The organism is Phenylobacterium sp. (genome assembly GCF_013822795.1).
Taxonomy (GTDB): Bacteria; Pseudomonadota; Alphaproteobacteria; order Caulobacterales; family Caulobacteraceae; genus Phenylobacterium.
On sequence record NZ_PNLB01000002.1, the window covers coordinates 63,336 to 87,687 of the forward strand.

The following is a 24,352-nucleotide window of genomic DNA, read 5'->3' on the forward strand; positions in this document are numbered from 1 at the left end:
CTTCCGGCGCCAAAACCTGTCAGCAGGCTGTCAGCCCATCGGCTGATCGATCGCGGTCGGCGGCTTGGAGAACCAGCGCGGTCCTTGCTCGGTCATGTAGAGGCAGTCTTCCAGCCGCACCCCGAACCGGCCCGGCAGATAGAGCCCGGGCTCGTTCGACAGGCACATGCCCGGCGCCAGCCTGGTCGCCTCGCCGCGGACGAAGTTGATCGGCTCGTGGCCCTCCATGCCGATCCCGTGTCCGGTCCGGTGCGACAGGCCCGGCAGCCCGTAGTCCGGCCCATAGCCCAGGCTCTCGTAATAGCGGCGCACAGCGTCGTCGACGGCGCCGGCGGCCACGCCGACCTGGGCGGTCTCGAAGGCGATCTGCTGGCCGCGCGCCACCTCGTTCCAGACCTTGCGCTGGGCCGCGGTCGGCTCGCCGAACACGAAGGTCCGCGAGATGTCCGACTGATAGCCCTCGACCGTGCAGCCGCAGTCCATCAGCACGACCTCGCCCTCGCGCACGACCTGCGGCTTCTCCGATCCGTGCGGCAGGGCCGCGTCCGCGCCGACCAGCACCATCTCGAATTCCGGCGATCCGCCCAGCGCGCGGGTGGCCTTGTTCATGATCGCCCCGACGTCGGCGTGGGTCATGCCGCGCTCGACCTTGCCGTGGGTGTAGCGATAGGCCGCCAGCGTCACGTCGGCGGCCAACTGCATCAGCGCCAGTTCGGCCGGCGACTTGATCATCCGGCAGCCGCGCACGACGTCGGCGCCGGAAACGAATTTCGCTTCGGGCAATCGTCGGGCGAGGCCGTCGTGGACGAAGAAGCGGACCGTCTCCTCGACCCCGATCTTGCCGGCCGCCAGCTTGCGGGCCTTCAGCCAGTCGGCGACGACCAGGGCCGGGTCCTCGTCCTCCTGCCAGACCCGCACCTGCGCCGGGACCGCCAGGGTCTCGCGCACCGACGGCTCCTCGAAGTGCGGGGTGACGATCAGCGCCTCGCCCTCGACCGGGATGATCGCCGCGGTCACCCGCTCGCTGCGCCACCAGCGCACGCCGGTGAAGTAGGTCAGCGACGCACCGGCCTCGACGACCAGCGCCGACAACCCCCGGGCCTTCATCAGCCGCTGGGCCTTGGCCATCCGCGCCAACCGCTCCTGCTCGGAAATCGGAACCGCCGCGCCGGTGATCTTGCGCAGGCCCTCGACCTGCGCGACGGCCGCGCCGCCGAGGCTCAGCGCCGCCCCGGCGCCTGCCGCTCCGGCCAAGAAGGTCCGTCGATCCATGGCGTATCCCCCCTTTGGGCGAAGCGCTCGCCCCGCCGCGCGCCTATCTGAGCCCGGCCGTCGACTCGCTCAAATCGATAACAACGATATTCCAGAAGCCCCCGGGCGCCGCTAGCCTGCCGCCAAAAGGAGAGGCGTCCCCCATGACCACGCGCATCAGCATTCTCGCCCTCGTGTTCGCCGCCGGCCTGACGACCCTGTCGGCTCCGGCCCAGGCCGCGCCCCCCGCCAACATCGCCGCGGCCCTGGCCGATCCGTCGCGCCCGGCCGCCGACGTCGCGCGCGACGCGGCCCGCAAGCCGGCTGAACTGCTGGCCCTGGCGGACATCAAGACCGGCGACAAGGTCGCCGACTTCGTGATCGGCGGCGGCTACGTCACCCGCATCCTGTCGGCTGCGGTCGGCCCGACCGGCCACGTCTACGCCTACCAGCCGGCCGAGTTCATCAAGTTCCAGGCCTCGTACGGCGAGAACCTCAAGAAGGTCGCCGACGCCTACAAGAACGTCACCCCGCTCGACGCCAGCTTCCAGCAGCTCGACCTGCCCGACGGCCTCGACGCCATCGTCACCGTCCAGAACTATCACGACCTCTATCTGAAGCCCTTCCCGGCCGGCACCGCCGCCAAGGTCGACGCCGAACTGTTCAAATCGCTGAAGCCCGGCGGCGTGCTGCTGGTGGTCGACCACGCCGCCCTGGCCGGCTCGGGCATCAGCGCCGCCGACAGCCTGCACCGCATCGATCCGGCCGCGGTGAAGAGCGACCTGAAGGCCGCCGGCTTCGTGCTGGAAAGCGAAAGCCCGCTGTTCCACGACGCCGCCGATCCGCACACCACCAACGTCTTCGACCCCTCCATCCGCGGCAAGACCGACCAGTTCACCCTGGTGTTCCGCAAACCGCGGTAGCCGCTGTCGCCGCCCAACGCGGCAACAGGTTTCCCGTGCAACTTTTTTGCGGCGAAGGGGCCTATTGCGCCATCGTCTGCGATGACCTATGCGCCGAAACTTCGTTTTCGGGGGAAAGTATGGCCAAGGCCGATCCCAAGTCCGCTCCGCCCACCCTCGAGGCTGTGCGCGCGCGCATCGACGCGATCGACGCCCAGCTGCTGGCCCTGGTCGACGAGCGCGCGGGCCTGGCCGTCCAGGTCGCCGCCGCCAAGGCCGCCGCCGGCGACTCGGGCAAGTTCGCCCTACGCCCCGGCCGCGAGGCCCAGCTGCTGCGCACCTTGCTCGACAAGCCGCGCAACGCCGCCCGTCCCAGCCTGGTCGTCCGTATCTGGCGCGAACTGATCGGCGACAGCCTCTCGCGTCAGGGCCCGTTCCACATCTCGGTCTTCGGTGGTCGCGATCCTGGCCGCGCGGTCGAGGGCGCGCGCCTGCGCTTCGGCGCGGCTCCCTCGCTGCGCCAGGTGGCCAAGCCCGAAGACGCCATCGCCGGCGCCAAGACCCTCGGCGGCGTCGCCGTGCTCGCCCTGTCATCCGACACCCCGTGGTGGGGCCGGCTGCTGGCCGAGCCCAAGCTCAAGGTGTTCGCCGCCCTGCCGTGCCTGTCGGCCTGGGGCCCGAACGTCGCCCTGGCCGTCGCCGAGGTCGAGGTCGAGCCCACCGGCGCGGACCTGACCTACTGGGTCACCGACGCCGGCGGCACGGCCCAGGCCATCGAAAACGCGCTCGGCCGCGACGGCGTCGCCGGCGACCTGATCGCCGAGGCCGGCGGCCTGAAGCTGTTCGCGCTGATGGGCTTCTACCAGGCCGGCGACGAGCGCCTGGCCCGCGCGCCCGGCCGGCTGACCGGAGTCATCGGGGCTGCGCCGGCGCCGATCGACGTGTAAGACGGCGCTCCCCTCCCATCGCCGCCGAGCCCCCGCCGCCGACCCCATGTCCGACACCGTTCTCGACCGCGCCTCCGCCCCGCGCCCGACGCCCAAGCCGGGCATTCTCGACATCGCCCCCTACGTGCCGGGCAAGTCGAAGGTCGACGGGGTCGAGCATCCGCTGAAGCTGTCGGCCAACGAGAACATTCTCGGCTCCAGCCCGGCGGCGCGCGAGGCGTTCTCGACCGCCTTCGACCAGCTGCAGATGTACCCGGACGGACGCTCGACCATCCTGCGCGAGGCGCTGGCGGCGACCTACGGCCTCGAACCCGAGCGCCTGCTGTTCGGCTGCGGCTCGGACGAGATCTTCCAGCTGCTCAACCAGACCTTCCTCGAGCCGGGCGACAACATCGTCCAGGGCGAGTTCGGCTTCGGCGCCTACGCCATCGGCGCGCGCGCCTGCCAGGCGGAGATCCGCATGGCCCCCGAGCCCGGTTACCGCATCAACGTCGACGAATTGCTGAGGCTGGTCGACGAGCGCACCCGTATCGTCTTCGTCGCCAACCCGGCCAACCCGACCGGCACCTGGAACTCCGGCGAAGAGATCCGCCGCCTGCACGCCGGCCTGCCGCCCAGCGTCGTCGTCTGCCTCGACGGCGCCTATGCCGAGTTCTGCGACGACCCGGCCTACGAGGACGGCATGTCGATGGTCCGCGAGTTCGACAACGTCGTCGTCACCCGCACCTTCTCCAAGCTGCACGGCCTGGCCGCGCTGCGCGTCGGGTGGGCCTACATGCCGCCGGAGATGGCCGCCGCCGTCGACCGCATCCGCCTGCCGTTCAACGTCAACATCCCGGCCCAGCTGGCCGCCGTCGCCGCGCTCGGCGACGAGGACTTCCAGCGCCGCTCGCTCGCGCTGGTGAACCAGTGGCGGCCGTGGCTGGCCCAACAGCTCGGCGGCCTTGGCCTCGAACCGCTGCCCTCGGCCGCCAACTTCGTGCTGGTCGGCTTTCCCACTACGCCGGGCAAGACCGCCAAGGAGGCCGACGCCTTCCTCAGCGCCCGCGGCCTGATCGTCCGCTATGTCGCCGGCTACGGCCTGCCCAACCACCTGCGCATCACCATCGGCCTGGAAGAGCACAACCGCGCCGTCGTCGAGGCCCTGGCCGAGTTCATGAAGGGAGCCGCGCAGTGAGCGTGATCTATCCGCGCATGGCGGTGATCGGCTGCGGCCTGATCGGCTCGTCGGTGATCCGAGCCGCCCGCGAGGCCGGCGCCGTCGGCCACGTCTTCGTCGCCGACGCCAGCGAGGCCCACCGCGCCCGCATCCTCGAACTCGGCTACGCCGACGAGGTCACCGGCGACATCGCGCAGGCGGTGAAGGACGCCGACCTTGTGGTTCTGGCCGTTCCCGTGCTGGCGATGGGCCAGGCCGCCGCCGCCGCCGCCTCGGCGTTGAAGCCCGGCGCCACGGTCACCGACGTCGGCTCGGTCAAGGGCAGCGTCGCCGACGCGATGGCCAAGGCCCTGCCCGAAAACGTCTTCGTCATTCCCGGCCACCCGATCGCCGGCACCGAGCACTCCGGCCCCGACGCCGGCCTGGCCGAGCTGTTCCAGAACCGCTGGGTGATCCTGACGCCGCAGCCGCGCGACGACGAGGCCTATGTCGCCGCGACCGGCCGCCTGGCCGAGTTCTGGCGCGCGCTCGGCGCCAATGTCGAGCAGATGGACGCCGGCCACCACGACCTGGTGCTGGCCGTCACCAGCCACCTGCCCCACCTGATCGCCTACAACATCGTCGGCACCGCCGCCGACATGGAGGAGGTCACCCAGGCCGAGGTGATGAAGTACTCGGCCGGCGGCTTCCGCGACTTCACCCGCATCGCCGCCTCCGACCCGACCATGTGGCGCGACGTCTTCGTCGCCAACAAGGACGCGGTGCTGGAGATCCTCGGCCGCTTCACCGAAGACCTGCAGGCGCTCTCGCGCGCCATCCGCTGGGGCGAGGCCGACAAGCTCTACGACCTCTTCAGCCGGACCCGCGAGATCCGCCGCGGCATCATCGCCGCCGGCCAGGAAAGCGCCGAACCCAACTTCGGCCGCGACCGCGGCAAGCACTGACGCAAGCTGTCATCCCGGTTTGCGCAGCAAGACCGGGACCCATGAACACCAGATGGCTGAGACACTGACTCAGCCGAGCCTCATTCCGCCGACTCGGCGCGAATGGGTCCCGGACAGGCGCTCCGCGCCTTCCGGGATGACATCATTGCTAAGCCACGTGCTGTTCGCCGCCCTTGGTCACCTGCTCGGCCAGCTTGCCGGGCAGTTCGGCCATGTGATCGAACTCGGCGGTGAACTCGCCCAACCCCTGGGTCAAGCCGCGTAGCTCCTGGATCAGATCCTGACGCTCAGCCCGCGGCAGGCACACCTCGATCTCGTCCCAGCCGCTCCAGCCCTCGCGCGGGGAGAAGCCCAGGATCTGGCCGCGCCGGGCGCTCACCGCCTGGGTGATTTTCGAGGTCGAGGCCTGCGGCGCGTGGATGATCAGCTTCTCGACCGGCTCCAACAGATAGGGCGCGGCGGCCCGCAGACCCTCGCTCATCGCCAGCCGCCCGGCCGCCCGGAAACTCATCTCCGAGGAGTCGACGCTGTGGTACGAGCCGTCGACCAGCACCACCTCGACATCGGTCACCGGGAACCCGAAGGCGCCGCGCTCCATGGCGTCGCGCACCCCCTGTTCGACCGAGGGGATCCACTGCTTGGGCACCACCCCGCCGGTGATCTTCTGCGAGAACGAGAACCCCTCGCCCCGCGCCCGCGGCTTGATCTCCAGCACCACGTCGCCGAACTGCCCGTGGCCGCCGGTCTGCTTCTTGTGCCGCCCGCGCTGGGTGACCGGTTTGCGCAAGCTCTCCTGGTACGAGACCTTCGGCCGCCCGGTCGCCGCCTCGACCCCGAACCGCCGCTTCAGCCGCTCCAGCAGCACCTGCAGGTGCGCCTCGCCGCGACCGGAGACGATCGTCTCCTGGGTGACCGGGTCCTGCGCGATGACGATCGCCGGATCCTCCTCGGCCAGCTTGTTCAGCGCCGCCGACAGCCGCACGTCGTCCTTGCGGTCCTTGGCCGAGATCGACATCGAATACAGCGTCGCAGGCGGGAACGCCGGCTCGGCCAGGCTGCGCGCCTTGCCGTCCATCGAGGCGACCATGCCCGGCATCGCCGCTTCCAGCTTGCCGATCGCCACCACCTCGCCTTCGCCCGCCCTGTCGGCCTTCTTGCCGTTCGGCGAGGAGAAGGTGGTCAGCCCGCCGGCCCGGGCCTTGTCGCCGCCGCTCAAGGTCAGCTCCTGCCCGTCGGCCAGCTCGCCCTGCATCACCCGGCCATAGGCGATCTTACCCGCCTGCCCGGCGTACGAGGTCTTGAAGATGTAGCTGCAGGGCCCGTCCAACCCCATGCGCGCGGCCGCCGCCACGACGTCCGGCGTCTCGTGCCGCAGCGCCTTCAGCAGCCGCCGGATCCCGAACCCGTTCAGCGCCGAGCCGAAGAACACCGGGGTGATCAGGCCCTGGGCCAGATCGGCCACCAGGTCGGCGAACACCGCGTCCTGGCTGGGGCTGAGGTCCGAGAGCAACTGCTCCATCAGCTCGTCGTCGAAGTCGGCCAACTGCTCCAGCATGTGGAACCGCGCGTCGGCCTCCAGCGCCAAGACGTCGTCGCTCAGGTCGACCTGTTGGCTCGGCTGGCCCGGCCGGTAGACGAACGCCCGCTCCAGCGCCAGGTCCACGAACCCTGTGACATGCTCTTTGTCGACCAGCGGGATCTGCCGGGCGACCAGCCGGTTGCCCGAGGCCGGCGCCAAGGCGGCCATCAACTCGTCCAGCCCGCCGCGCGCCTGGTCGATCTTGTTGACGAACACCGCGTGCGGCGTGCGCCGCGCCTCCAGCTCCTTGAAGATCGGCTGCAGCAGATGCGCCCGCGTCGGGTTCGGATCGGCGACGATGATCGCCAGATCCACCGCCGGCAGCACATAATCCTCGGTCCCGGCGAATTCGGGCGAGCCGGGACAGTCGATCACCGCATAGCGGTCGCCCATGAATTCAAAGCCCGCGACGTTGAACTCGATGGACTGGCCGCGCGATCGCGCTTCGGGGCTGGCGTCGCCGACGCTGGCCGCGCCCACCTCGCCCTGGCGCGGAATGGCGCCGGCCGCGAACAGCATGGCTTCCATGAGGGTTGTCTTACCGGCTCCCGCCGCGCCGACGAGGGCGATGGCGCGTGCGGCGCCGGAACCTGGTCTGCCCATCCTATGGGCCCTCCCAACTGGAGGCGCCCGCCTCTTGGGAGCGGGCGCTTGTGACCCCGACCGCCTATATGCTTCCACCCGCTAGGCGATCTGCACAAGCGCCGAGTTCGATGAGGAGCAGGGATGAACGGTTACGCTTGGCTAGGTCTGGCCATCGTCGCGGAGGTGATCGCCACCACCGCCCTCAAGGCCTCCGACAGCTTCTCGAAGCTTGGCCCGTCGCTGATCACGGCGGTCGGCTACGGGGTCGCCTTCTACTGCCTGTCGCACTCGATGAAGACGGTGCCGGTCGGGGTCGGCTACGCGATCTGGTCGGGCGTCGGCATCGTGCTGATCACCATCATCGCCTGGGTGCTGTTCAAGCAGCGGCTCGACCCGCCGGCCCTGGCCGGCATGGGCCTGATCGTGGCCGGCGTGCTGGTGATCAACGTCTTCTCCAAGAGCTCGGCCCACTGATCGGCTTCAGTGGGCGCCGGCCGCCTCGACCTCCAGCGCCAGCCGCTCGATCCCCTCGCGGGTGCCGTGGATGCGATCCTCCAGGTCGTCGTGGCCATCGAAATAGGCCAGCTGCTCGGTCATCCGCATGAAGGTCGCCGCGCCCTCGGCGCTGAACTCCACCGTCACCAGCGAGGCCGACAGCCGCTTGCCGCCGACCTCGACGTCGTAGGCGAAGACGATCCGCGCATCGGGTACGATGTCGAAGAACACCTTCTCCACCCGCTGGCTCACCCCGCCAGGCAGCTCGGCGCGATAGCTCTCCCGCCCGCCGACCCGGAAATCCATGGTCAGCGCGGTCTCGCCCTCCTCGACGTGGCAGTCGGACCAGCGCTTCTTGGCCTCCAGATCAGCCCAGGCCCCGAACACCGCCGCCGGCGGCGCGGCGAACCGGCGCTCGATCACGAAGCTGGTGTGGCTCGCCGACGTCATCGATCGTCTCCGCTCTTGGTCTGGGCCAGATAGGCGTCCAGCCGATCGAACTGCGCATTCCACGCCCGCTTGCGCTGGCTCACCCAGGCCTCCAGCCCGGCGAAGGCGTCGGGCGCCAGCCGGTAGGTCCGCACCCGCCCGGCCTTCTGCGAGGAGACCATGCCGCTGGCCTCCAAGATCGCCAGGTGCTTCATCACCGACGGCAGCGCCAGGGTGGTCGGCGCCGCCAGCTGGCTGGCCGAGGCCGGGCCGCTGGCTAGCCGGTCGATCATCGCCCGCCGGCCCGGATCGGCCAGGGCCGTGAACACCCGGTCCAGCCCCTCGCTCATGCCTCCTCCAGGAAGCGCGCCGGCATCAGCTCGCGATAGGGGAAGTAGTCGAAGAACGGCCGCGCCTCAGTCAGCGTCCGCGCCACCGACGGCCGCGCCAGCAGCCGCTCGAAATAGCCGCCCAGCTCGCCCCGTTCCGCGCCCCACGGCTCGACGATCCCGGCGTAGAACAGCGCCGGGGTCGCCGCGCAGTCAGCCAGGCTGAAGGCCTCGCCCGCCGCCCAAGTGCGCCCGGCCATGTGACCGTCGATCAGGCCATAGGCCATCTGCAGCATGTCGCGGGCGTTCTCGACCCCGCGCGGATCCTTCTCACCGTCGGCCCGCATCCGGTCGGCGACGATCTTCTGCATCGGCGTCATCACGTACTGGTCGAACAGGCGGTCCCACAGCCGCGCCTCCAGCCGCGCCTCGGCGTCCGCTGGCAGCATCGGCGGGCCGGGATAGTGCGTATCCAGATATTCGAGCTGGATGCTGGTCTCCGGCACCACCCGCTCCCCATCGACCAGCAGCGGGATCTTCGCGGTCGGCCACATCGCCGCGAACTCGTCCGCCGTCTGCGAAAGATCGAGCACCCGCGCCTCGAACGGCGTCCCGCGCTCATAGAGCCCGATCAGCACCTTATGGCAGTAGGACGACAGCGGGTGGAAGTGCAGCACCAGGCTCATCAGCTCGGCTCCAATTAGTTTCCGCAGGAGCTAACTATCCGACACCGCACGTGGCAAGGAAAACTTTTCCCAGAAGCTAAGTATCTCGCCGCCTCGCCGGAGGAGGAAAGCCCCACACCCCGAGCGTCATCCCGGTCTGCGAAGCAAGACCGGGCCCCATGAGCACCGGATGGATCATATCTCGGCTCGGCCGCGCCCCATCCAGCCCCTCGGGCGCGAATGGGTCCCGGACAAGCGCTGTCGCGCTTTCCGGGATGACACCTTGTGTGCGCCGCCTACTCCGCCGAGATCGGCGCCGCCGGCCCCAGGAACTCCGTCACCGCCTCGATGACCTCGACCAGGCACAGCCGGTCGACGCGCACGCCTTCGGGCAGGCCGGAGAACAGCCGCGTCGGGGCGGCGGCGTCCAGCATCACGAACACGCCCTTGTCGTCGGCCCGGCGGATCAGCCGGCCGAAGGCCTGCGAGATGCGGGCGCGGGCGACGTTGTCGTCATAGACCTTGCCGCCGAACCGGGCGCGTCGGGCCTTGTGCAGGATGTCAGGCCGCGGCCAGGGCACCCGGTCGAAGGCCAGCAGCCGCAGCGAACGGCCTGGCACGTCGACCCCGTCGCGGACCGCGTCGGTGCCCAGCAGGCAGGCGTCCTCTTCCGCGCGGAAGATATCGACCAGGGCGCCGACCTCCAGCGGGTCGACATGCTGGGCGTAGAGCGCCAGCCCCTTGTCGGCCAACGGCGCGGCGATCCGCTCGTGCACCGCGCGCAGCCGGCGAATGGCGGTGAACAGGCCCAAGCCCCCGCCGCCGGCCGCCAGGAACAACTCGCGCATGGCGGCCGCCACCTGGCGCGGATCGTCGCGGCCGATGTCGGTGACCACATAGGCCCGGGCGTTGGCCGCATAGTCGAACGGCGAGGCCAGCTTCAGGGTCTTGGGTCGGTCGGGCAGCCGCGCCGCCCCGGTGCGCATCTCGGCCAAGGCGAACGGATCGTCCAGGGTCGGGTCGGTCAGGGTGGCGCTGGTCACCAGCACACCATGCGCCGGGGCGATGACGGCGTTGGTCAGCGGCTCGGTCGGGTCGACCCAGTGCCGGCGGCAGGCGGCGTCCACCACCCGGCCATAGAGGAAGGTCGCGTCGAACCAGTCGACGAAGTCCGGATCGTCCTCGGCGTCCTCGTCGATGGCGCGCAGCATCGAGCGCCAGGCCGGCAGCAGCATCCGGCAGCGGCGGTCGAGACCGCGCAGCGCCCCCTCGATCCGGCCGCGGTCGCTGGTGACGATCTGGCTGGCCTCTTCGTCGAGCAGGTCCTCCAGGTGCCGCGCCAGGGCCAGCAGCGGGGCCTCGATCTTGGCCAGCGCCGCGGCGGCCTCGCGGGCGGTGGCCCGCACCCGGTCCAGGGCCGGGCGCGCCGCGCACTCCATGCCGACGTCGGACGGCGCGGCCCGCGCCCGCAGCTGTTCGATCACCGCCACCAGGAACAGCTCGATCGGCCCGATCGGATTGACCTCGCCGTTCGGCGGCGCGATGCGGCCGGACCAGCCCTCGCCCGGCAGGGCGGCGGCGGCCTGGATGGCCGCGATCAGCGCTTCGCGGGCGTCCTCGCGGTCGCCCAGCATGTCCATCAACCGCGCTTCCAGCCCGCGCCCGCGACGGCCGCGGCCTTCCGGACCGCGGATCCAGCGGCGCAGCTCGGCGGTCTCCTGCCCCGACAGCGCCGCGGCGAAGGCCGCGTCGGCGGCGTCGAACAGGTGGTGGCCCTCGTCGAAGACGATGCGCTTGAGTTGGGTGGTCTCGCCGTCGGCCTTGGAGCCGCGCGCCGCGCGGGCCCCGTCGAACGCCGCCTGGGTCAGCACCAGGGCGTGGTTGGCGATCACCAGGTCGGCCTTGCGTGAACCGCGGATCGCCTTCTCGACGAAGCAGGCGCGATAGTGCTGGCAGCCGGTGTGCACGCACTCGCCGCGCCGGTCGACCAGGTTGGCGGCGCTCGCCTGCCCCGCGGCCGGGACGGCGAACAGGGTCGGCAGCCAGGCCGGGAAGTCGCCGCCGGTCATGTCGCCGTCGCGGGTGGCCCGCGCCCAGCGCGCGGTCAGCGCCATGCCGATCAGATCGGCCCCGCCGAGCTGGGCGGTGTTGGCCAGGTCCTGGAAGTTCAGCAGGCAGAGATAGTTCTCGCGCCCCTTGCGCACGACCGCCTTCTTGGCGCGCACCTTGGGGTCGGGAAAGATCGAATGGCTCTCGCGTTCGATCTGCCGCTGCAGGGCCCGGGTATAGGTCGAGACCCAGACCGACGGGCCGTTGGCCTCGGCCCACAGCGAGGCCGGCGCCAGATAGCCGAGGGTCTTGCCGACCCCGGTCCCGGCCTCGGCCAGCATCATCCGCGGCTCGCCTTCGCGCTCGCGCGGGGCGAAGGCGAAGGCCGCCTCCTGGGCGTACTCGGCCTGGGCCGGGCGGGTCTCGTCCAGCCCCGAGCGTTGCAGCAGCTCGGCCAGCCGCTGGCCGGCCTCCTCCGGAACGACGGGCCGCGAGCTCGCCTCGCCGGGCGGTGCCTGATCCTCCCACTCGGCGATGCGGGTCCAGACGTCCATGCCCGAGGTGCGGAACTGGTTGCCGACCGGGGCCGAGCGCAGGGCCGCGACCACCGAGGGCCCCCACGCCCAGCCGGCGCGCATCATGGTCTCGGCCAGGGCCAGCGCCTCTTCCCGGCTAGGCTGCGGCGTCGCCGCGATCTCGTTCAGCAGCAGCGTGCAGGCCGCGCGCAGCGCCTCGGCCTGCGCCTGCGCGCCCTTCGGTTCGGGCTGGCCCAGCGCCAGGGCCAGACCCACCGACGACGGCGCGCAGAAGGTCGCCGGCCGGGCGAAGGCGTAGAGCTCGAGGGCGTCGAACAGCCCGGGCATCCGCGGCGGCGCATTGAGCCCCAGCCGCCGCGCGGTCATCGAGGCGTGGGCGACGAGCACAGGGCCGCGTTGCAGCAGATCACGGGCGTCCGGCGCGCGGATCGCCTGGCCGCCGGTCGCGTCGGCGACGCCGCCCCGCGGCCCCGGCAACACCACCAGGGCGGGCGCAAGATCCAGACTCGGTGCCGGGGCGTTCACACCGCCTTGCTAGCGGCTTTCGGCAGGAAACGGAAAGGGAACGTTGAAAACCTGCCGATAGGCCGCATTTACTCGCCGATCGCCTCGCCGGAGCCGCCGAATTCGGCCGGAAAGTCTTTCAGTTTCGGCAGGCCGTCCTTCATCCGCAGCACGGTCTCGGCATAGTTGACGTGGACGCCGGGCTCGAATTGAAGCGTCGGGATCGTCGCGGCGAACACGTCGACCAGCTTCAGCGGCGGATGATTGGCCATCAGATGGCCGCCGCATTTGCTGCAATACTTGCGCTCGCTCATCTCGGTCTTGGCGAAGGTCGCCACATATTCCTCGCCGGCCGTCACCTTGACCGCCGACGGCTCCCAGAGACTGAAGGCGTTGACCGGCCCGCCCGACCACGATCGGCAGGATCTACAATGGCAATAGCCCATGGCTGCCGGTTGGCCCGTGACCTCGATCTTAACTGAACCGCAAAAGCACTCACCCGGATACGTCTGAGACATGCTCGGCTCCTGTCAGCTTATGCGCGACGGGCGCAAGTCTACGCCCCCCGCGTGCGCCGACCACCGACTCAGGGGGCCCGCTGCGCAACCCAAACTTGACTCGAACAAATAAAGAACAAAGCTCTAGTCAATTCGTGGAGGTAGGAAATGGGTTTCGCGCTAGACATGGCTTCGGTCGACGGGCTCAACAAAGACGAAGCTCTGCGACGCCTGGGATACGTGGACACTGGCCGGAAAACCGACCGCATCGGGAGTGATGTGGCGTGGGCCGCCTCCAAGGGCCGAGTTGTTCTCGTCACGCGATACGGTTGGCTCGGGCCTGCCCGCCTCGCGGAGCTCTCCGGCGGAGCCTCGCTCGTCGCCGGGCGGTTCGAGACCCGCGTCGGCGAAAGCCACGCTTGGGGCTATCGCAACGGCGTCCGTATCTGGTCAGTCCTGCGCACCGAGGAAAGACTCTACGATGACCAGTATGGCCTGACGGTCGACGGCGCGCCGCCGCCGGAGTTCGCTGTGATCCGCGACCGCCTGTTGGCCGAACGCCGGGCCGAAATCCACGAAGGCGATGAGCCTGACGAAGACTTGTTCGATCTGCCCGAGGCCTTGGTCGACGCCCTCGGCGGCTGGACTCCAGAAGGCGAAGGCAGTGAGGATTTGCAGTTCTTCGTCGCGGCTGCGGACGGGACCGCCGAACCGCGCTACTCTGGCTTCATCAGTCGCTTACTCAAGGTCTTCGGCCGTTCCCGGTAGGCGACGCTTGCGCGAAACGTAACGCGAACATCATATGGGGCGATGGCTGACGCAGCAGCGCTCCCTACCGACCTCCTGCCCGATAAGTTCGCCGCCTGGTTCGAAGCCCGCGGCTGGAGCCCGCGCGCGCATCAGCTGGACATGGTGGCCAAGGCTCGCGAAGGCCGCGACGCCCTGCTCATCGCGCCGACCGGCGGCGGCAAGACCCTGGCCGGCTTCCTGCCCAGCCTGATCGAGCTCGCCGAACGCCCGCCGGCCAACGCGCCGCGCGGCATTCACACGCTTTACATCTCACCCCTGAAGGCGCTGGCCGTCGACGTTGAGCGCAACCTGATGGCCCCGATCCTCCAGATGAGCCTTCCGATCGTCGCCGAGAGCCGCACCGGCGACACCGGGATCTCGCGCCGCCAGCGCCAGCGGGTGAAGCCGCCGGACATCCTGCTGACCACGCCCGAACAGCTGGCGCTGTTCTGCGCCTGGGAAGGCGCGCGGCTCTATTTCGAGAGCCTGTCCTGCGTGATCCTCGACGAGATCCACACCCTGCACGGCTCCAAGCGCGGCGACCTGCTGGCGCTGGACCTGGCGCGGCTGCAGCAGTTCGCGCCGAACCTGCGGCGCGTGGGCCTCTCGGCGACGGTCGATGATCCCGACGTCATCCGCCGCTGGATGGGGTTTGGCCGCGCCGCCGACACCCACGAGCAGGTCGCCCTGGTCCGCGGCCCGGCCGGCGCGCCGCCGATCGTCGACATGCTGCTGTCGGAGGGCAAGGTCCCCTGGGCCGGCCACACCGCCAAGCACGCCATGGACGAGGTCTACGAGACCATCAAGCAGGCCCGGACCGCCCTCGTCTTCGTCAACACCCGCTTCCAGGCCGAGTTCGCCTTCCAGGAGCTCTGGCGGCTGAACGAGGACAATCTTCCCATCGCCCTGCACCACGGCAGCCTGGCCGCCGAGCAGCGGCGCAAGGTCGAGGCGGCGATGGCGCGCGGCGAGTTGCGCGCCGTGGTCTGCACTTCGACGCTCGACCTCGGCATCGACTGGGGCGACGTCGACCTGGTCATCCAGCTGGCCAGCCCCAAGGGCGCCAGCCGCATGGTCCAGCGGATCGGCCGCGCCAACCACCGCCTGGACGAGCCGAGCCGCGCCCTCTTCGTGCCGGCCAACCGCTTCGAGATGCTGGAGTGCCAGGCCGCCCGCGAGGCCATCGCCGAGAACCGCTTCGACGGCGAGCCGACCCGCATCGGCGCGCTCGACGTCCTGGCCCAGCACGTCATGGGCTGCGCCTGCTCCGAGCCGTTCGACCTGCTGGCCTTCTACGACGAGATCACCAGCGCCGGCCCCTATCGCGACCTTGCCTGGGAAGACTACGAACAGGTCGTCGATTTCGTCTCCACCGGCGGCTATGCGCTGAAGACCTACGATCGCTTCCGCCGGATCGTGAAGACCCTCGACGGTCGCTGGAGCGTGCGAAACGCCGAGACCGCCCAGCGCCACCGGCTGAACGTCGGGGCCATCGTCTCGCCGGCCATGCTGGCCGTCCGCATCTCGATGGGCCGCGGCCGCGCCGGCCGAAAGATCGGCGAGGTCGAGGAGGGCATGCTGGAGATGCTCGACCCCGGCGACACCTTCGTCTTCGCCGGCCAGGTCTGGGCGCTGGTCGCCGTCACCGGCACCGAGGTGCTAGTCAGTCCCGCTACAAATCGGGATCCCAAGATGCCGTCCTGGGGCGGCTCGAAGTTCGCGCTGTCGACCTTTCTGGCCAAACGCGTGCGCGAGCTGATGTACGACCAGGAACACTGGCAGGTACTGCCTGCCGACGTCCGCGAATGGCTTGAAATTCAACGGGATCATTCGCTGATCCCGCCGGCCGACGACCTGCTGCTGGAGACGTTTCCCCGCGGCAAGCGCCACTTCATGGTGGTCTATCCGTTCGAAGGTCGCCTCGCCCACACCACGCTGGCCATGCTGCTGACCCGCCGCCTTGAGCGGCTCGGCGGCGCCCCCCTGGGCTTCGTCTGCAACGACTACGCCCTGGCGATCTGGGCGCTGAAGCCCATGGACGGCCTCGATTTCGACGAGCTCTTCGCCCAGGACATGCTGGGCGACGATCTCGAGGCCTGGCTCGCCGAGAGCTTCATGATGAAGCGGGCCTTCAAGGGGTGCGCGATCATCTCGGGGCTCATCGAGCGGCGCTTTCCCGGGCATGAGAAGAGCGGCCGCCAAGTGACCTTTTCGACGGACCTGATCTACGACGTGCTGCGCCGCCACCAACCCGATCATCTGCTGCTGCGCTGCGCGCGGCAGGACGCGGCCACCGGCCTGATCGACGTGGCGCGACTGGGACAGTTGCTGGAGCGGATCTCCGGCCGTATCCGCCACTCGCCGCTTGAGCACCTGTCGCCGTTCTCGGTCCCGATCCTCTTGGAGATCGGCAAGGAGCGCTCGCCCGGCGACGCCGCCGAGATGATCCTGGCCGAGGCTGAGGAAGACCTGATCGCCGAGGCGATGTCGTGAGCGCGATCGCCGAACCCTACGCCTTCGCCGCCAGTCCTTGCGGCGGCCTGCGCACGCGGCTGAACGGCGCGGCCGTCACCTTGCGGCCAAGCGGCGCCTTATGGATCGAGGCCGCGCGCATGCTGGTGGTCGCCGACCTCCACCTGGAGAAGGGTTCGTCCTACGCCATGCGCGGCCAGATGCTGCCGCCCTACGACACCCGCGACACCCTGCGCCGACTGCAGGCCGAAGTCGTCGCCGCCGCCCCCGAGTCCGTCGTCCTGCTGGGCGACACCTTCCATGATCGTTCCTCGGAAGACCGCCTGGCCCGCGACGACGCCGAGGGGTTGCGCGCGCTCGGCGGCCTGACGCGCCTCGTCTGGGTGATCGGCAACCATGACGCCGACGGGCCGCGCCGCTTGCCGGGCGAAGTCGCAGACGAAATCGCGGTCGAGGGCCTGATCCTGCGCCACGAACCGACCCCCGGCCGCCAGGACGGCGAGGTCGCCGGCCACCTGCACCCCTGCGCCCGCGTGGTCGCCTCGCGCGGCAGCGTAAGGCGGCGCTGCTTCGTCACCGACGGGGCGCGCATGGTGGTCCCGGCCTTCGGGGCCTATGCCGGCGGGCTCAGCGTCCGCGACGCCGCGTTCCTAGGGCTGTTCGCGCGCCCGCCGCTGTGCGGGGCGCTGGGGGCCGGACGGGTGCATGCGGTCGGCTGGCGCTCCGTCGCCGGCGAGTAGCTACATCCGCATCGCCTGTTCGAGCGCCAAGGCCAGCGACAGGCAGGCGCCGAGGGTCAGGGTGGTCATCAGCCGCGGATAACGCGCCGGCACGTCGGGCGCGGCGTGGTCGTACAGCCACTGCAGGATGAAGGCGGCCAGAAAGCCGCACAGCAGCCAGGCGGTCTCCACCGAACCGCGAGCGAAGATCAGCGTCCAGGCCACAGTCGGCGACACCACCGACGTCGCCAGCCGGGTCCAGCGCGGGGTCGCCCGGCCGCTCTCCAGCCCCCAGCGGATCCCGCCCAGGAACCCCAGCATGATCGCCGACCAGGTCAACAGCACGGTCAGCGCCGGCCCGCTGAGGTCGGCGTCGCCATAGACATATGTCAGGGCGGAGATCGGGAACGGGACCAGCCCGAACAGCGCGATCACCCAGAGCGGGCGCGGCGCGGCGGTCTCGGCGTGCACATGGCCGTCAGTTTCCAAGCGGTCAGTTCCTCCGGAAGGCCACCGATGCGGCCCAGCCCGCGGCCAGGGCGATCGCCACCGAAGCCAGACCGTAAGACCATGGCCGCTGATGCGCGAAAAGGTAAAGCGCCCGCTCGACGCCGGCTTTCTCGACGGTCAGGCCGCGGGTGCGGCTCGACACCGGCTGGCCGTCCTGGAACAGGAAGATGTCGGCTGAATAGACTCCGATCGGCGCCCCGGTCGGCAGATCGATCTCGGCCTTGAACAGCCCCTTGTCGACGAAGCTGACCCCTCGGGAGTCGGCGGCGTAGAGGCCGCTGGCCTCCTTCAGCCGCACCACCGCGCGCCGCCAGTCGAGATAGTCGGCCCCCAGGCCGCTGACCACCACGTCACGCACGCCATAGCGGGACTCGATGCGCTGCTCCATCGGCGCGTTGATCCGCAGATGATCGATCCCAGCGCCCAGCCGTCGCAGGGTGCTGAAGCTGGCGATCTCGTCCAGCGGGCGGGTCGAGGCGGCCATGTAGAAGCCGGGCGCGCCCTCGAACACCACCGGCCGGGAATTGACCCAGACCCCGGCGATACGGGTCTTGCGCGCCATGCGGACCGGCGCATCCGGCCCGCGCACGATCACCACCACGTCGCTCGGCTTCTGGCTGGGATCGAGCACGGCGCCATAGAGCACAATGCGCGCGCCGCGGAAGCTGGAGGTCACCCTGACATTGGTGGTGGTCAGCGCGGCCGAAACGGCGGCCGGCGGCGTCTGCGGCGGGGCGGCGTCAAGCGGCATCAGCCGTTCCCCGCCATCAGCACGAAGGGCTCGGACGGCGTGAAGAACAGGCCCAGCCCCATCCGCAGCCCCACGGCCAGCACGATGACCGCTAGCAACGCCCGCAGTTCCTCGGCGCGGAACCGCGACGACGCGCGCGCGCCCACCTGCGCGCCCAGCACGCCGCCGATCAGCAGCAAGGTCGCCAACACCACGTCGACGGTCTGGTTGCGACCGGCCTGCAGCACGCTGGTCAGCGAGGTGGTGATGATGATCTGGAACAGGCTGGTGCCGACGACCACGCCGGCCGGCATGCGCAGGATGTAGACCATCGCCGGCACGAGCACGAAGCCGCCGCCGACCCCCATGATCGCCGACAGGATGCCGACGAACACCCCGAGCAAAATCGGCGGAATGACGCTGATGTAGAGCCGTGACCGGGGGAACCGCATCTTGAACGGCAGACCATAGAGCCACGGGGGGCGCCGGTCCTTGCGCGGCTTAGGCGCATCGCCGCGGCGGCGGCGCAGGATCGAGCCGAGCGACTCCCACAGCATCAGGGCGCCGATCACGCCCAAGAACACGAGATAGGACAGCGAGACGACCAGATCGGCCTGGCCCAGCAGCCGCAACCAACGGAAGACCTCGACCCCGAGCAGCGACCCCACCGCCCCGCCGGCGGCCAGCACCCCGCCCATGCGGAAGTCCACCGCCTTGCGCCGAGTGTAAGAGATGACACTGGAGGTCGAGGAGGCGGCGACGTGGTTGGCTTCGCTGGCCACAGCCACGGCCGGAGGAATCCCTAAGAACACCAACACGGGCGTCATCAGGAAGCCGCCGCCGATCCCGAACAGTCCCGAGATAAACCCCACCGCCGCGCCCAGCGCGATCAGCAGAGGCGCGTTCACCGAGACTTCCGCGATGGGCAGGTAGAAATCCAAGGGCGCCCCTTACCCGGCGCGCGTCACCGCGTGAAGACCTGTAGCCGCGAAAGCGTGACGGGATCGAGCGAACCGGTCGCCGCCATGCCCTGATGCCGTTGATAGGCGGCGATCGCCATGGTCAGCGCCGGCGACACACTGCCGTCCGTCGGGCCCTGGTAGTAGGCGAGGCGCGACAACGCTCTCTGCGCGGTGGCGACATCGTTGCTCGATGAGGTCGGCGTCGCGGCGGCCGAGGTGTTCGGCGACACCGGGCGGAAGCCCCGCGCCGAGCGCTCGGAGACCGAACGCGCCTCGGCTGACAGGCCCGCCCGCACCCGCGCGGCGTTGTCCAGCGCCAACTCGTCGCGGCTGCGGGCCGCGATCAGGTACCACTTGTAGGCCTCGGCGGCGTTCTGCGTGACGCCGCGTCCCTGCTCGTAAAGGACGCCGAGATTGTACTGGCTGTCGACCAAGCCAAGGTCCGCGGCCTTGCGGAACCACTCGGCGGCCAAGGTCAGGTTCTTGGGTCCGCCCTGGCCCTGGGCGAGCGCGATGCCCAGATTGTGCATGGCCGCGCGGTTGCCGCCCTCCGCGGCCCGTTCGGTCCAACGACGGGCCTCGACCGGGTCCTTCTTCAGGCCGGCGCCGCCGTCGGTGTAAAGCTTGGCGAGATAGAACTGCGCCGGCGAGTGACCGAGGTTCGCGGCCTTGCGCAATTTTTCCAAGCCGCCCGGCTCGGAGGTCTCCAGCGCGCGCAGCGCCTCGGCGTAGAGGCTGGCCACGGCGGCAGGGTCTTCCACCGACGCGGCGGCCGCCGGGGCCGGGGTTCCGGGCGCGGTGATCGGCTGGGGCGCGAGCGCCACCGCGGCGCGAACGGTCGACGGATTCGGCGCGGTATCGGCCTCGCCGCCAGCGATCTCGCCAGCCTGGTCGCTGGCGAACACGGCCAGGGCGTCAGCCACTCGCTTGGGCGGCGCGCCGCTAGGCTCGGCGTCGGTGATGAAGTAGCTGGTCGCGGCGAGGCTCAGGAAGGCCGCGCCGCCGGCCACCAGCAGGGCGGTCTGCAACGACGAGGACCCCACCGCGCGCTTGCGCAGGCTGAGACCGGAGAAGAGCGAGCGACCGCCTTCCTTTTCTCTGCGAGGCAGCTTCTCGATCTTGCCGCCCTTGCGCTTGGCGTCGCCGCCAGGGCCGGAGGCGGCGCGGGCCGCCGCGCGGGCCTGTTCGATGACCTCACGGGTCGACAGCGGCCGGGCCGGATCGCCGACTGCTTCAGCGGCGTCCGACGCCTCCTCGGCTTCGGGCGCGGAAGCCAGGTCGGCGGGCGAGGTCCAGGCGCTCTGCGCGAACGGATCGGCGCCCGCGCCCGGCTCAGACGCCGGCGGCTCGGGCAGTTCAACGTCCAGGGACTCTGATGCTGCGGCTTCGACGTCAGGCTCGACATCCGCCTCGATCAGTTCGGCCTCGGCAAGAAGCTCGGCCTCGGCAGAAGGTTCGGCCTCAGCAGAAGACTCGATCGGATCGAAACCATCGGCGGCTTCGAAGTCGACGGCGTCAAACACCGGCGCGTTCGCAGTCTCTGGGAAATCGGCGGCGACCGGCGGCTCGGCGGCTTCTTCAGACCACTCGGTACCGCTCGTCGCCTCGTTGAACGAATCGGCGGGCGGCTCCGCGGCGGCGAAGGCCTGCAGCACGAGGCTCTCGGGCCGGGTCTCTGCGACCGGACCAAGCTCACGGAACGGATCGTGGTCGAACGGGCTGGCCGTCGGCTCCTCGCGGGTCAGCCGCGGCGCGGCCGGCGCGGCTGCGGCGGCCAGCGACTGCTCGCTGGCGCGGCGATGCGACTCGGCCAGGCTGCGGTCAATCGTCCCGCGCGCTTCATCGAGCAGACGCGCAGTGCGCTCCTCGCTCTGCCGGATGCGCTCGGCGAGATCTTCAGACGAACGCTCCTGGCGCTGACTGATCCGCTCGCTGACACGCGCGACCTGCTCGCCGACGTCATCAATGGCCTGAGCGGAGCGGCGCTCGGAGCTGCCGATCCGCTCGGTCAGCCGGTCCGTGATGCGACCAATCTCCGCGCCCAACTTTTCCAGTGCTTCGGCATGCGCGCCCTCGGAGCGGCCCAGCCGCTGCTCCATCGCCTGAGCGATACGGGCGACTTCGCCGCCGACCTGCTCAATCGCGTCGGCGCTGCGATGTTCGGCGGCCTGAACCTGACGGTTCAGGGTGTCGGCCACGGTCAGGACCTCACGGCCCATCCGCTCGATCGCTTCACCCGAGGCCTGCTCGGACTTGCGCACAGCCTCGGCGATCTCGCCGCGCACGTCCTCGACCCGGCGCGACAGGGTCGCGGCCAACGTCTCGATGCGGCGTTCGACTTCGGGTACGACGGCCTTCTCGCCCGCGCCCATCCTGCTGTCGAGATTGGCGAAGGCCTGGCCCAGATTGACCAGCGCCTCGGAGGTCCGCGTTTCGGCGTCGGTCAGCCGCGCATCGACGCGATCGACGACTTCCTCAAGCAGACTGGCCGGATCGCCACCGCCGGAAGCGAAGATCTGATCGATCCTCTGCTCCATCGCGTGCAGGGTGTCGCGAGTCCGCCCCTCGCCTTCGTAGAGATGGTTGGCGACCTTGCCGAGCGCCGCTTCCAGCGAGCGCAGCGCCTCGGCCGAACGCGGCCCGGCGGCTTCCGCTTCAACCCGGCGCAGCCGTTCGGCCAGGCGGGTGTTCTCGGCGCGCGCTTCCTGGACGGCGCCTTCGAAGCGGGCCGCGACCGCGATCGCATCGCGCTCGGCCGCCTCGATGCGGGCCATGGCTTCGCGCATCACGCTCTCTGCGGCGAGGGATGCTGGGTTCAAGCGCGGCTCGGCGCGATCGAACCGGCCGCTCAGCCGGTCAAGCGCCAGCGCCACACGCCCCATTTCGTCGCCGGACTGCTGGACCGGCTCATAGCGGCCGGCCGACGGTTCCGTCACCGCCGCGGGCGCCGCTTCAGGCGCTCGCGCGGTCTCAAATTGGGCGCGATCGCTGCGCGCTGGGCGTTCGTCGAAATAGGACTGTGAAGTGATCTCATCGGGCGCGTCGTCCTCGAGGATCATGCGGTTCAACCATTCGCCGAGGGTCATGCCTGACCGGCGCGCGAGGTCTTTCGCGACCTCCCTCGCCTTAGGGTCGATCCCCTTGACGCTCCAGGGCGCACCCGACGTCATATCGAATCGTTCTCCCAGCCCATCCTGGACGCTACCACCGATCCCTGGTGTGTAAACGAAAGGTTAACACTAGATGTTGGGCCGACAGCGAAAGTCTGTGGATGGCGCCCCGTCCCCTAGAGAAAACAAGCTCCAACATGGTTAATGGCCAGTTAAGCCTTAGTGGCGGGTTCACCTTTGCACCCGCTCTACGCCTGCTGTAGGCGCTGGCGCATGGATCTGAACCTCACCCTGGCGCTATGCGGCGTCCTGCTCGCGCTCGCCGCCTTCGCCGGTTGGAGGGGCGCCAAGCCCTCCGACCCGCTCAAGGGGCCGCGACTGATGCCCTGGCGCTTCATCATGGTGACGGCCAGCGCGTTCGCACTGTTCATGATTGTCCACGCCGCGAATTTGCTCGGGGTGAAGACGGGCCGCTAAGCGGCCGCGCGTCACGCCGCGGTTGGCAGTCCCGCGGCCTCCTCGGCCTTCTTCGGCCGCTTGGCGAGACCCGCCACGCCACCCGAGGTCAGCAGCCCCATATCGGCCAGCAGCATCGGGATCGCCCACTTGTTCGGGGCCGCCATGTAGCGCGGACGCCAGACAGGATCGTACTTGCCCTTGTAGGCCCGCACGCCCTGGAAGTTGTAGATTTCCTCGCCCCGCTCGAAGATCAGCGCCCCGACCCGCGACAGCACCGGCGCCAACGGCCGATCATCCAGCCCCGACAACGGCGCCATACCGAACTCGATCGCTTGGTAACCCTCGCGCCGCCCCCACTCGATCAGCTCGACGAACAGATAATCCATGATCCGTCGCGGCCCCTCCTCGATGTAGCGCATCAGATCCATGGAGAAGGCGGTCTTGTTGGCGGTGATCCAGAGTGTGGCGAAAGCGATGATCTTGCCTTCGAAGCGCACGACCCCGACCGGGAATTCCGAGACGTAGGCCGGATAGAATCCACCCATCGAGAAGCTCTTGTCGCCGCCAGCATGATGCACGAGCCAGGCGTCCGAGATCGCCTGCAGCTGCGGCATGATCTCGCTTACGCGCTCGGGAGGCACGACCTCGAAGGTGGCCCCGGCCTCACCGGCCTGACGCCAGGCCCGACGCAGATTGCCGCGCTTGGTGCCCTCGATCGTGAAGGTGTCGAGCGCGACGGCCGCGCTCTCGCCCACCTTGGCGATCGCAAAGCCCAACTCGACGACGTCCGGCAGGTCTTCGGCGTCGAGGCCGTAGAAGCCCGGGCGCGCAGCGTGAGCGTCGGCCAGCTCGCGGAAGCGCCAGAGCAGGTCCATTCGCTCGTCGTGGCGACCAACCGGCGCACCCAACGAGATCCACGAGCGGCCGCGGACGCCGAACATCAGGAAACTCTCGCCGGACGGCGAGAACAGGAACCGCTTATCGCCTAGCAGAGCCAGGTTCGAGCCGGGCTCGGCCTCCTCGGCCTTGGCCAGAATGGCGCGCACGCGCCCGAGCTCGGGGTCGTCCTCACCGACCACCTTGGGCGTCGCAGCGGAAGCGAACAGTCGCCAAATCCCAAAGGCCAGCAGCAGGATCGCCGCCCCGACCCAACCACGGATGGCCCGCGCGGCATCGGCGTCGGCCATCACCACCCAGAATGGCTTGTCGCCGTAGTCGGCGTGCTGGAACGACCAGAGGCCGAGCAGCCCGGCCCCGACCATCACGGCGAACGCCGAAATCAGCCAGCCGGGGGTGACCTCCATGCTCAGCAAGCGCGCTTTGCGCGGGAAAGCGCCGTGGAACGGCAGCAGCAGGGCGGCGAACAGCGCCAGCGCCAGCGCCTCCTCCCAGGCGAAGGCCTTGAGCAGGGCCAGCGGACTGGCGATGATCAGGGTCACGAGCGTCGCCCACCAGGCGCCGTCGAGCCGGGCGCGGAGCCCGAAGGCCAGCAGCACCAACACCAGCCCCAGGATGCTGGACAGGAAGTGGCTGACCTCGATCAGCACCACAGGGCTGATCTCGTAGATCTGGAAGAAGCGGTCGGGGATGGTGGGCGTCGCGCCCGAGGCGAGGAGCATGATCCCGGCCAGCAGGGCCAGGATCGCTGCTGTTGACGGCGCCGCGGCGAAGGCCGCCGGCTTCAGTTCGCGCCAAAACCTCATCCGCCCTCCAATGGTCGCCCCTGGCGC

The 24,352-nt window shown here is 69.9% G+C and carries 21 protein-coding genes; 9 read left to right on the forward strand and 12 right to left on the reverse strand.

Features of this window, described 5'->3' with window-relative positions; genetic code table 11:
• Positions 1–30: 30 nt before the first annotated feature.
• Entirely contained in the window at positions 31–1,272 is a 1,242-nt protein-coding gene (locus C0481_RS01955) for a Xaa-Pro peptidase family protein (protein ID WP_293400159.1), read from the reverse strand.
• Between the two features lie 143 nt (positions 1,273–1,415).
• On the opposite strand from C0481_RS01955, the gene C0481_RS01960 reads away from it, so the two are divergent.
• The 4 genes from C0481_RS01960 (at position 1,416) to C0481_RS01975 (ending at position 5,203) form a co-directional block, all read left to right on the forward strand.
• Positions 1,416–2,174, forward strand: a complete 759-nt coding sequence (locus tag C0481_RS01960) for a methyltransferase (RefSeq protein WP_293400162.1) — start codon at positions 1,416–1,418, stop codon at positions 2,172–2,174.
• 119 nt (positions 2,175–2,293) lie between these two features.
• On the forward strand, positions 2,294–3,100 hold the full coding sequence (locus C0481_RS01965; RefSeq protein ID WP_293400164.1) for a chorismate mutase: 807 nt from the start codon (positions 2,294–2,296) through the stop codon (positions 3,098–3,100).
• A 46-nt stretch (positions 3,101–3,146) separates the two neighbouring features.
• Positions 3,147–4,277 carry a histidinol-phosphate transaminase gene (gene hisC, locus C0481_RS01970; protein WP_293400166.1) on the forward strand — a complete coding sequence of 377 codons (1,131 nt, stop codon included), beginning with the start codon at positions 3,147–3,149 and terminating at the stop codon, positions 4,275–4,277.
• Positions 4,274–5,203 (forward strand): prephenate/arogenate dehydrogenase family protein, encoded by a 930-nt coding sequence (locus tag C0481_RS01975; protein WP_293400168.1) that lies wholly within the window; start codon positions 4,274–4,276, stop codon positions 5,201–5,203. Before hisC ends, C0481_RS01975 begins: the two co-directional genes overlap by 4 nt.
• Before the next feature lie 148 nt (positions 5,204–5,351).
• On the opposite strand, the gene C0481_RS01980 is transcribed toward C0481_RS01975, so the two are convergent.
• Positions 5,352–7,385 (reverse strand): elongation factor G, encoded by a 2,034-nt coding sequence (locus C0481_RS01980; protein ID WP_293400170.1) that lies wholly within the window; start codon positions 7,383–7,385, stop codon positions 5,352–5,354.
• 123 nt (positions 7,386–7,508) lie between these two features.
• Between C0481_RS01980 and C0481_RS01985 the strand changes: the two genes are divergently transcribed.
• On the forward strand, positions 7,509–7,841 hold the full coding sequence (locus C0481_RS01985; RefSeq protein WP_293400173.1) for an SMR family transporter: 333 nt from the start codon (positions 7,509–7,511) through the stop codon (positions 7,839–7,841).
• Between the two features lie 6 nt (positions 7,842–7,847).
• On the opposite strand, the gene C0481_RS01990 is transcribed toward C0481_RS01985, so the two are convergent.
• The 5 genes from C0481_RS01990 to C0481_RS02010 all read right to left on the reverse strand — a co-directional run bounded on the left by C0481_RS01990 (position 7,848) and on the right by C0481_RS02010 (position 12,892).
• Positions 7,848–8,312, reverse strand: coding sequence for an SRPBCC family protein (locus C0481_RS01990; protein ID WP_293400176.1), 465 nt, complete (start codon positions 8,310–8,312; stop codon positions 7,848–7,850).
• On the reverse strand, positions 8,309–8,641 hold the full coding sequence (locus C0481_RS01995) for a metalloregulator ArsR/SmtB family transcription factor (protein ID WP_293400178.1): 333 nt from the start codon (positions 8,639–8,641) through the stop codon (positions 8,309–8,311). The genes C0481_RS01990 and C0481_RS01995 overlap by 4 nt, the downstream gene beginning before the upstream one ends.
• On the reverse strand, positions 8,638–9,306 hold the full coding sequence (locus tag C0481_RS02000; protein ID WP_293400180.1) for a glutathione S-transferase family protein: 669 nt from the start codon (positions 9,304–9,306) through the stop codon (positions 8,638–8,640). The genes C0481_RS01995 and C0481_RS02000 overlap by 4 nt, the downstream gene beginning before the upstream one ends.
• A 275-nt stretch (positions 9,307–9,581) precedes the next feature.
• Positions 9,582–12,395, reverse strand: a complete 2,814-nt coding sequence (locus C0481_RS02005; RefSeq protein ID WP_293400182.1) for an ATP-dependent DNA helicase — start codon at positions 12,393–12,395, stop codon at positions 9,582–9,584.
• Between the two features lie 68 nt (positions 12,396–12,463).
• Positions 12,464–12,892 carry a GFA family protein gene (locus C0481_RS02010; RefSeq protein ID WP_293400185.1) on the reverse strand — a complete coding sequence of 143 codons (429 nt, stop codon included), beginning with the start codon at positions 12,890–12,892 and terminating at the stop codon, positions 12,464–12,466.
• 147 nt (positions 12,893–13,039) lie between these two features.
• Here C0481_RS02010 and C0481_RS02015 point away from each other — a divergent pair, with 147 nt between their 5' ends.
• The 3 genes from C0481_RS02015 to pdeM are packed head-to-tail and all read left to right on the forward strand — an operon-like array spanning position 13,040 to position 16,872.
• Positions 13,040–13,639 (forward strand): hypothetical protein, encoded by a 600-nt coding sequence (locus C0481_RS02015; RefSeq protein ID WP_293400187.1) that lies wholly within the window; start codon positions 13,040–13,042, stop codon positions 13,637–13,639.
• Positions 13,640–13,681: 42 nt separating this feature from the next.
• A complete protein-coding gene (locus tag C0481_RS02020; protein WP_293400189.1) occupies positions 13,682–16,153 on the forward strand; it encodes a ligase-associated DNA damage response DEXH box helicase in 2,472 nt (823 codons plus the stop codon).
• Complete coding sequence (gene pdeM, locus C0481_RS02025; RefSeq protein WP_293400191.1) at positions 16,150–16,872, forward strand: ligase-associated DNA damage response endonuclease PdeM; 723 nt, start codon at positions 16,150–16,152, stop codon at positions 16,870–16,872. Before C0481_RS02020 ends, pdeM begins: the two co-directional genes overlap by 4 nt.
• Here pdeM and C0481_RS02030 read toward each other — a convergent pair whose 3' ends face one another.
• The 4 genes from C0481_RS02030 to C0481_RS02045 are packed head-to-tail and all read right to left on the reverse strand — an operon-like array spanning position 16,873 to position 22,139.
• Positions 16,873–17,340, reverse strand: coding sequence for a DUF3429 domain-containing protein (locus tag C0481_RS02030; RefSeq protein ID WP_293400194.1), 468 nt, complete (start codon positions 17,338–17,340; stop codon positions 16,873–16,875).
• A 4-nt stretch (positions 17,341–17,344) separates the two neighbouring features.
• Positions 17,345–18,112, reverse strand: coding sequence for a TIGR02186 family protein (locus tag C0481_RS02035; protein ID WP_293400197.1), 768 nt, complete (start codon positions 18,110–18,112; stop codon positions 17,345–17,347).
• Positions 18,112–19,032 carry a sulfite exporter TauE/SafE family protein gene (locus tag C0481_RS02040; protein WP_293400200.1) on the reverse strand — a complete coding sequence of 307 codons (921 nt, stop codon included), beginning with the start codon at positions 19,030–19,032 and terminating at the stop codon, positions 18,112–18,114. Before C0481_RS02040 ends, C0481_RS02035 begins: the two co-directional genes overlap by 1 nt.
• A gap of 23 nt (positions 19,033–19,055) precedes the next feature.
• Positions 19,056–22,139 carry a peptidoglycan-binding protein gene (locus C0481_RS02045; protein ID WP_293400203.1) on the reverse strand — a complete coding sequence of 1,028 codons (3,084 nt, stop codon included), beginning with the start codon at positions 22,137–22,139 and terminating at the stop codon, positions 19,056–19,058.
• Between the two features lie 297 nt (positions 22,140–22,436).
• Here C0481_RS02045 and C0481_RS02050 point away from each other — a divergent pair, with 297 nt between their 5' ends.
• Positions 22,437–22,640, forward strand: coding sequence for a hypothetical protein (locus C0481_RS02050; protein WP_293400206.1), 204 nt, complete (start codon positions 22,437–22,439; stop codon positions 22,638–22,640).
• Between the two features lie 11 nt (positions 22,641–22,651).
• Here C0481_RS02050 and C0481_RS02055 read toward each other — a convergent pair whose 3' ends face one another.
• Entirely contained in the window at positions 22,652–24,325 is a 1,674-nt protein-coding gene (locus C0481_RS02055; RefSeq protein ID WP_293400209.1) for a bifunctional lysylphosphatidylglycerol flippase/synthetase MprF, read from the reverse strand.
• Between the last annotated feature and the right edge of the window lie 27 nt (positions 24,326–24,352).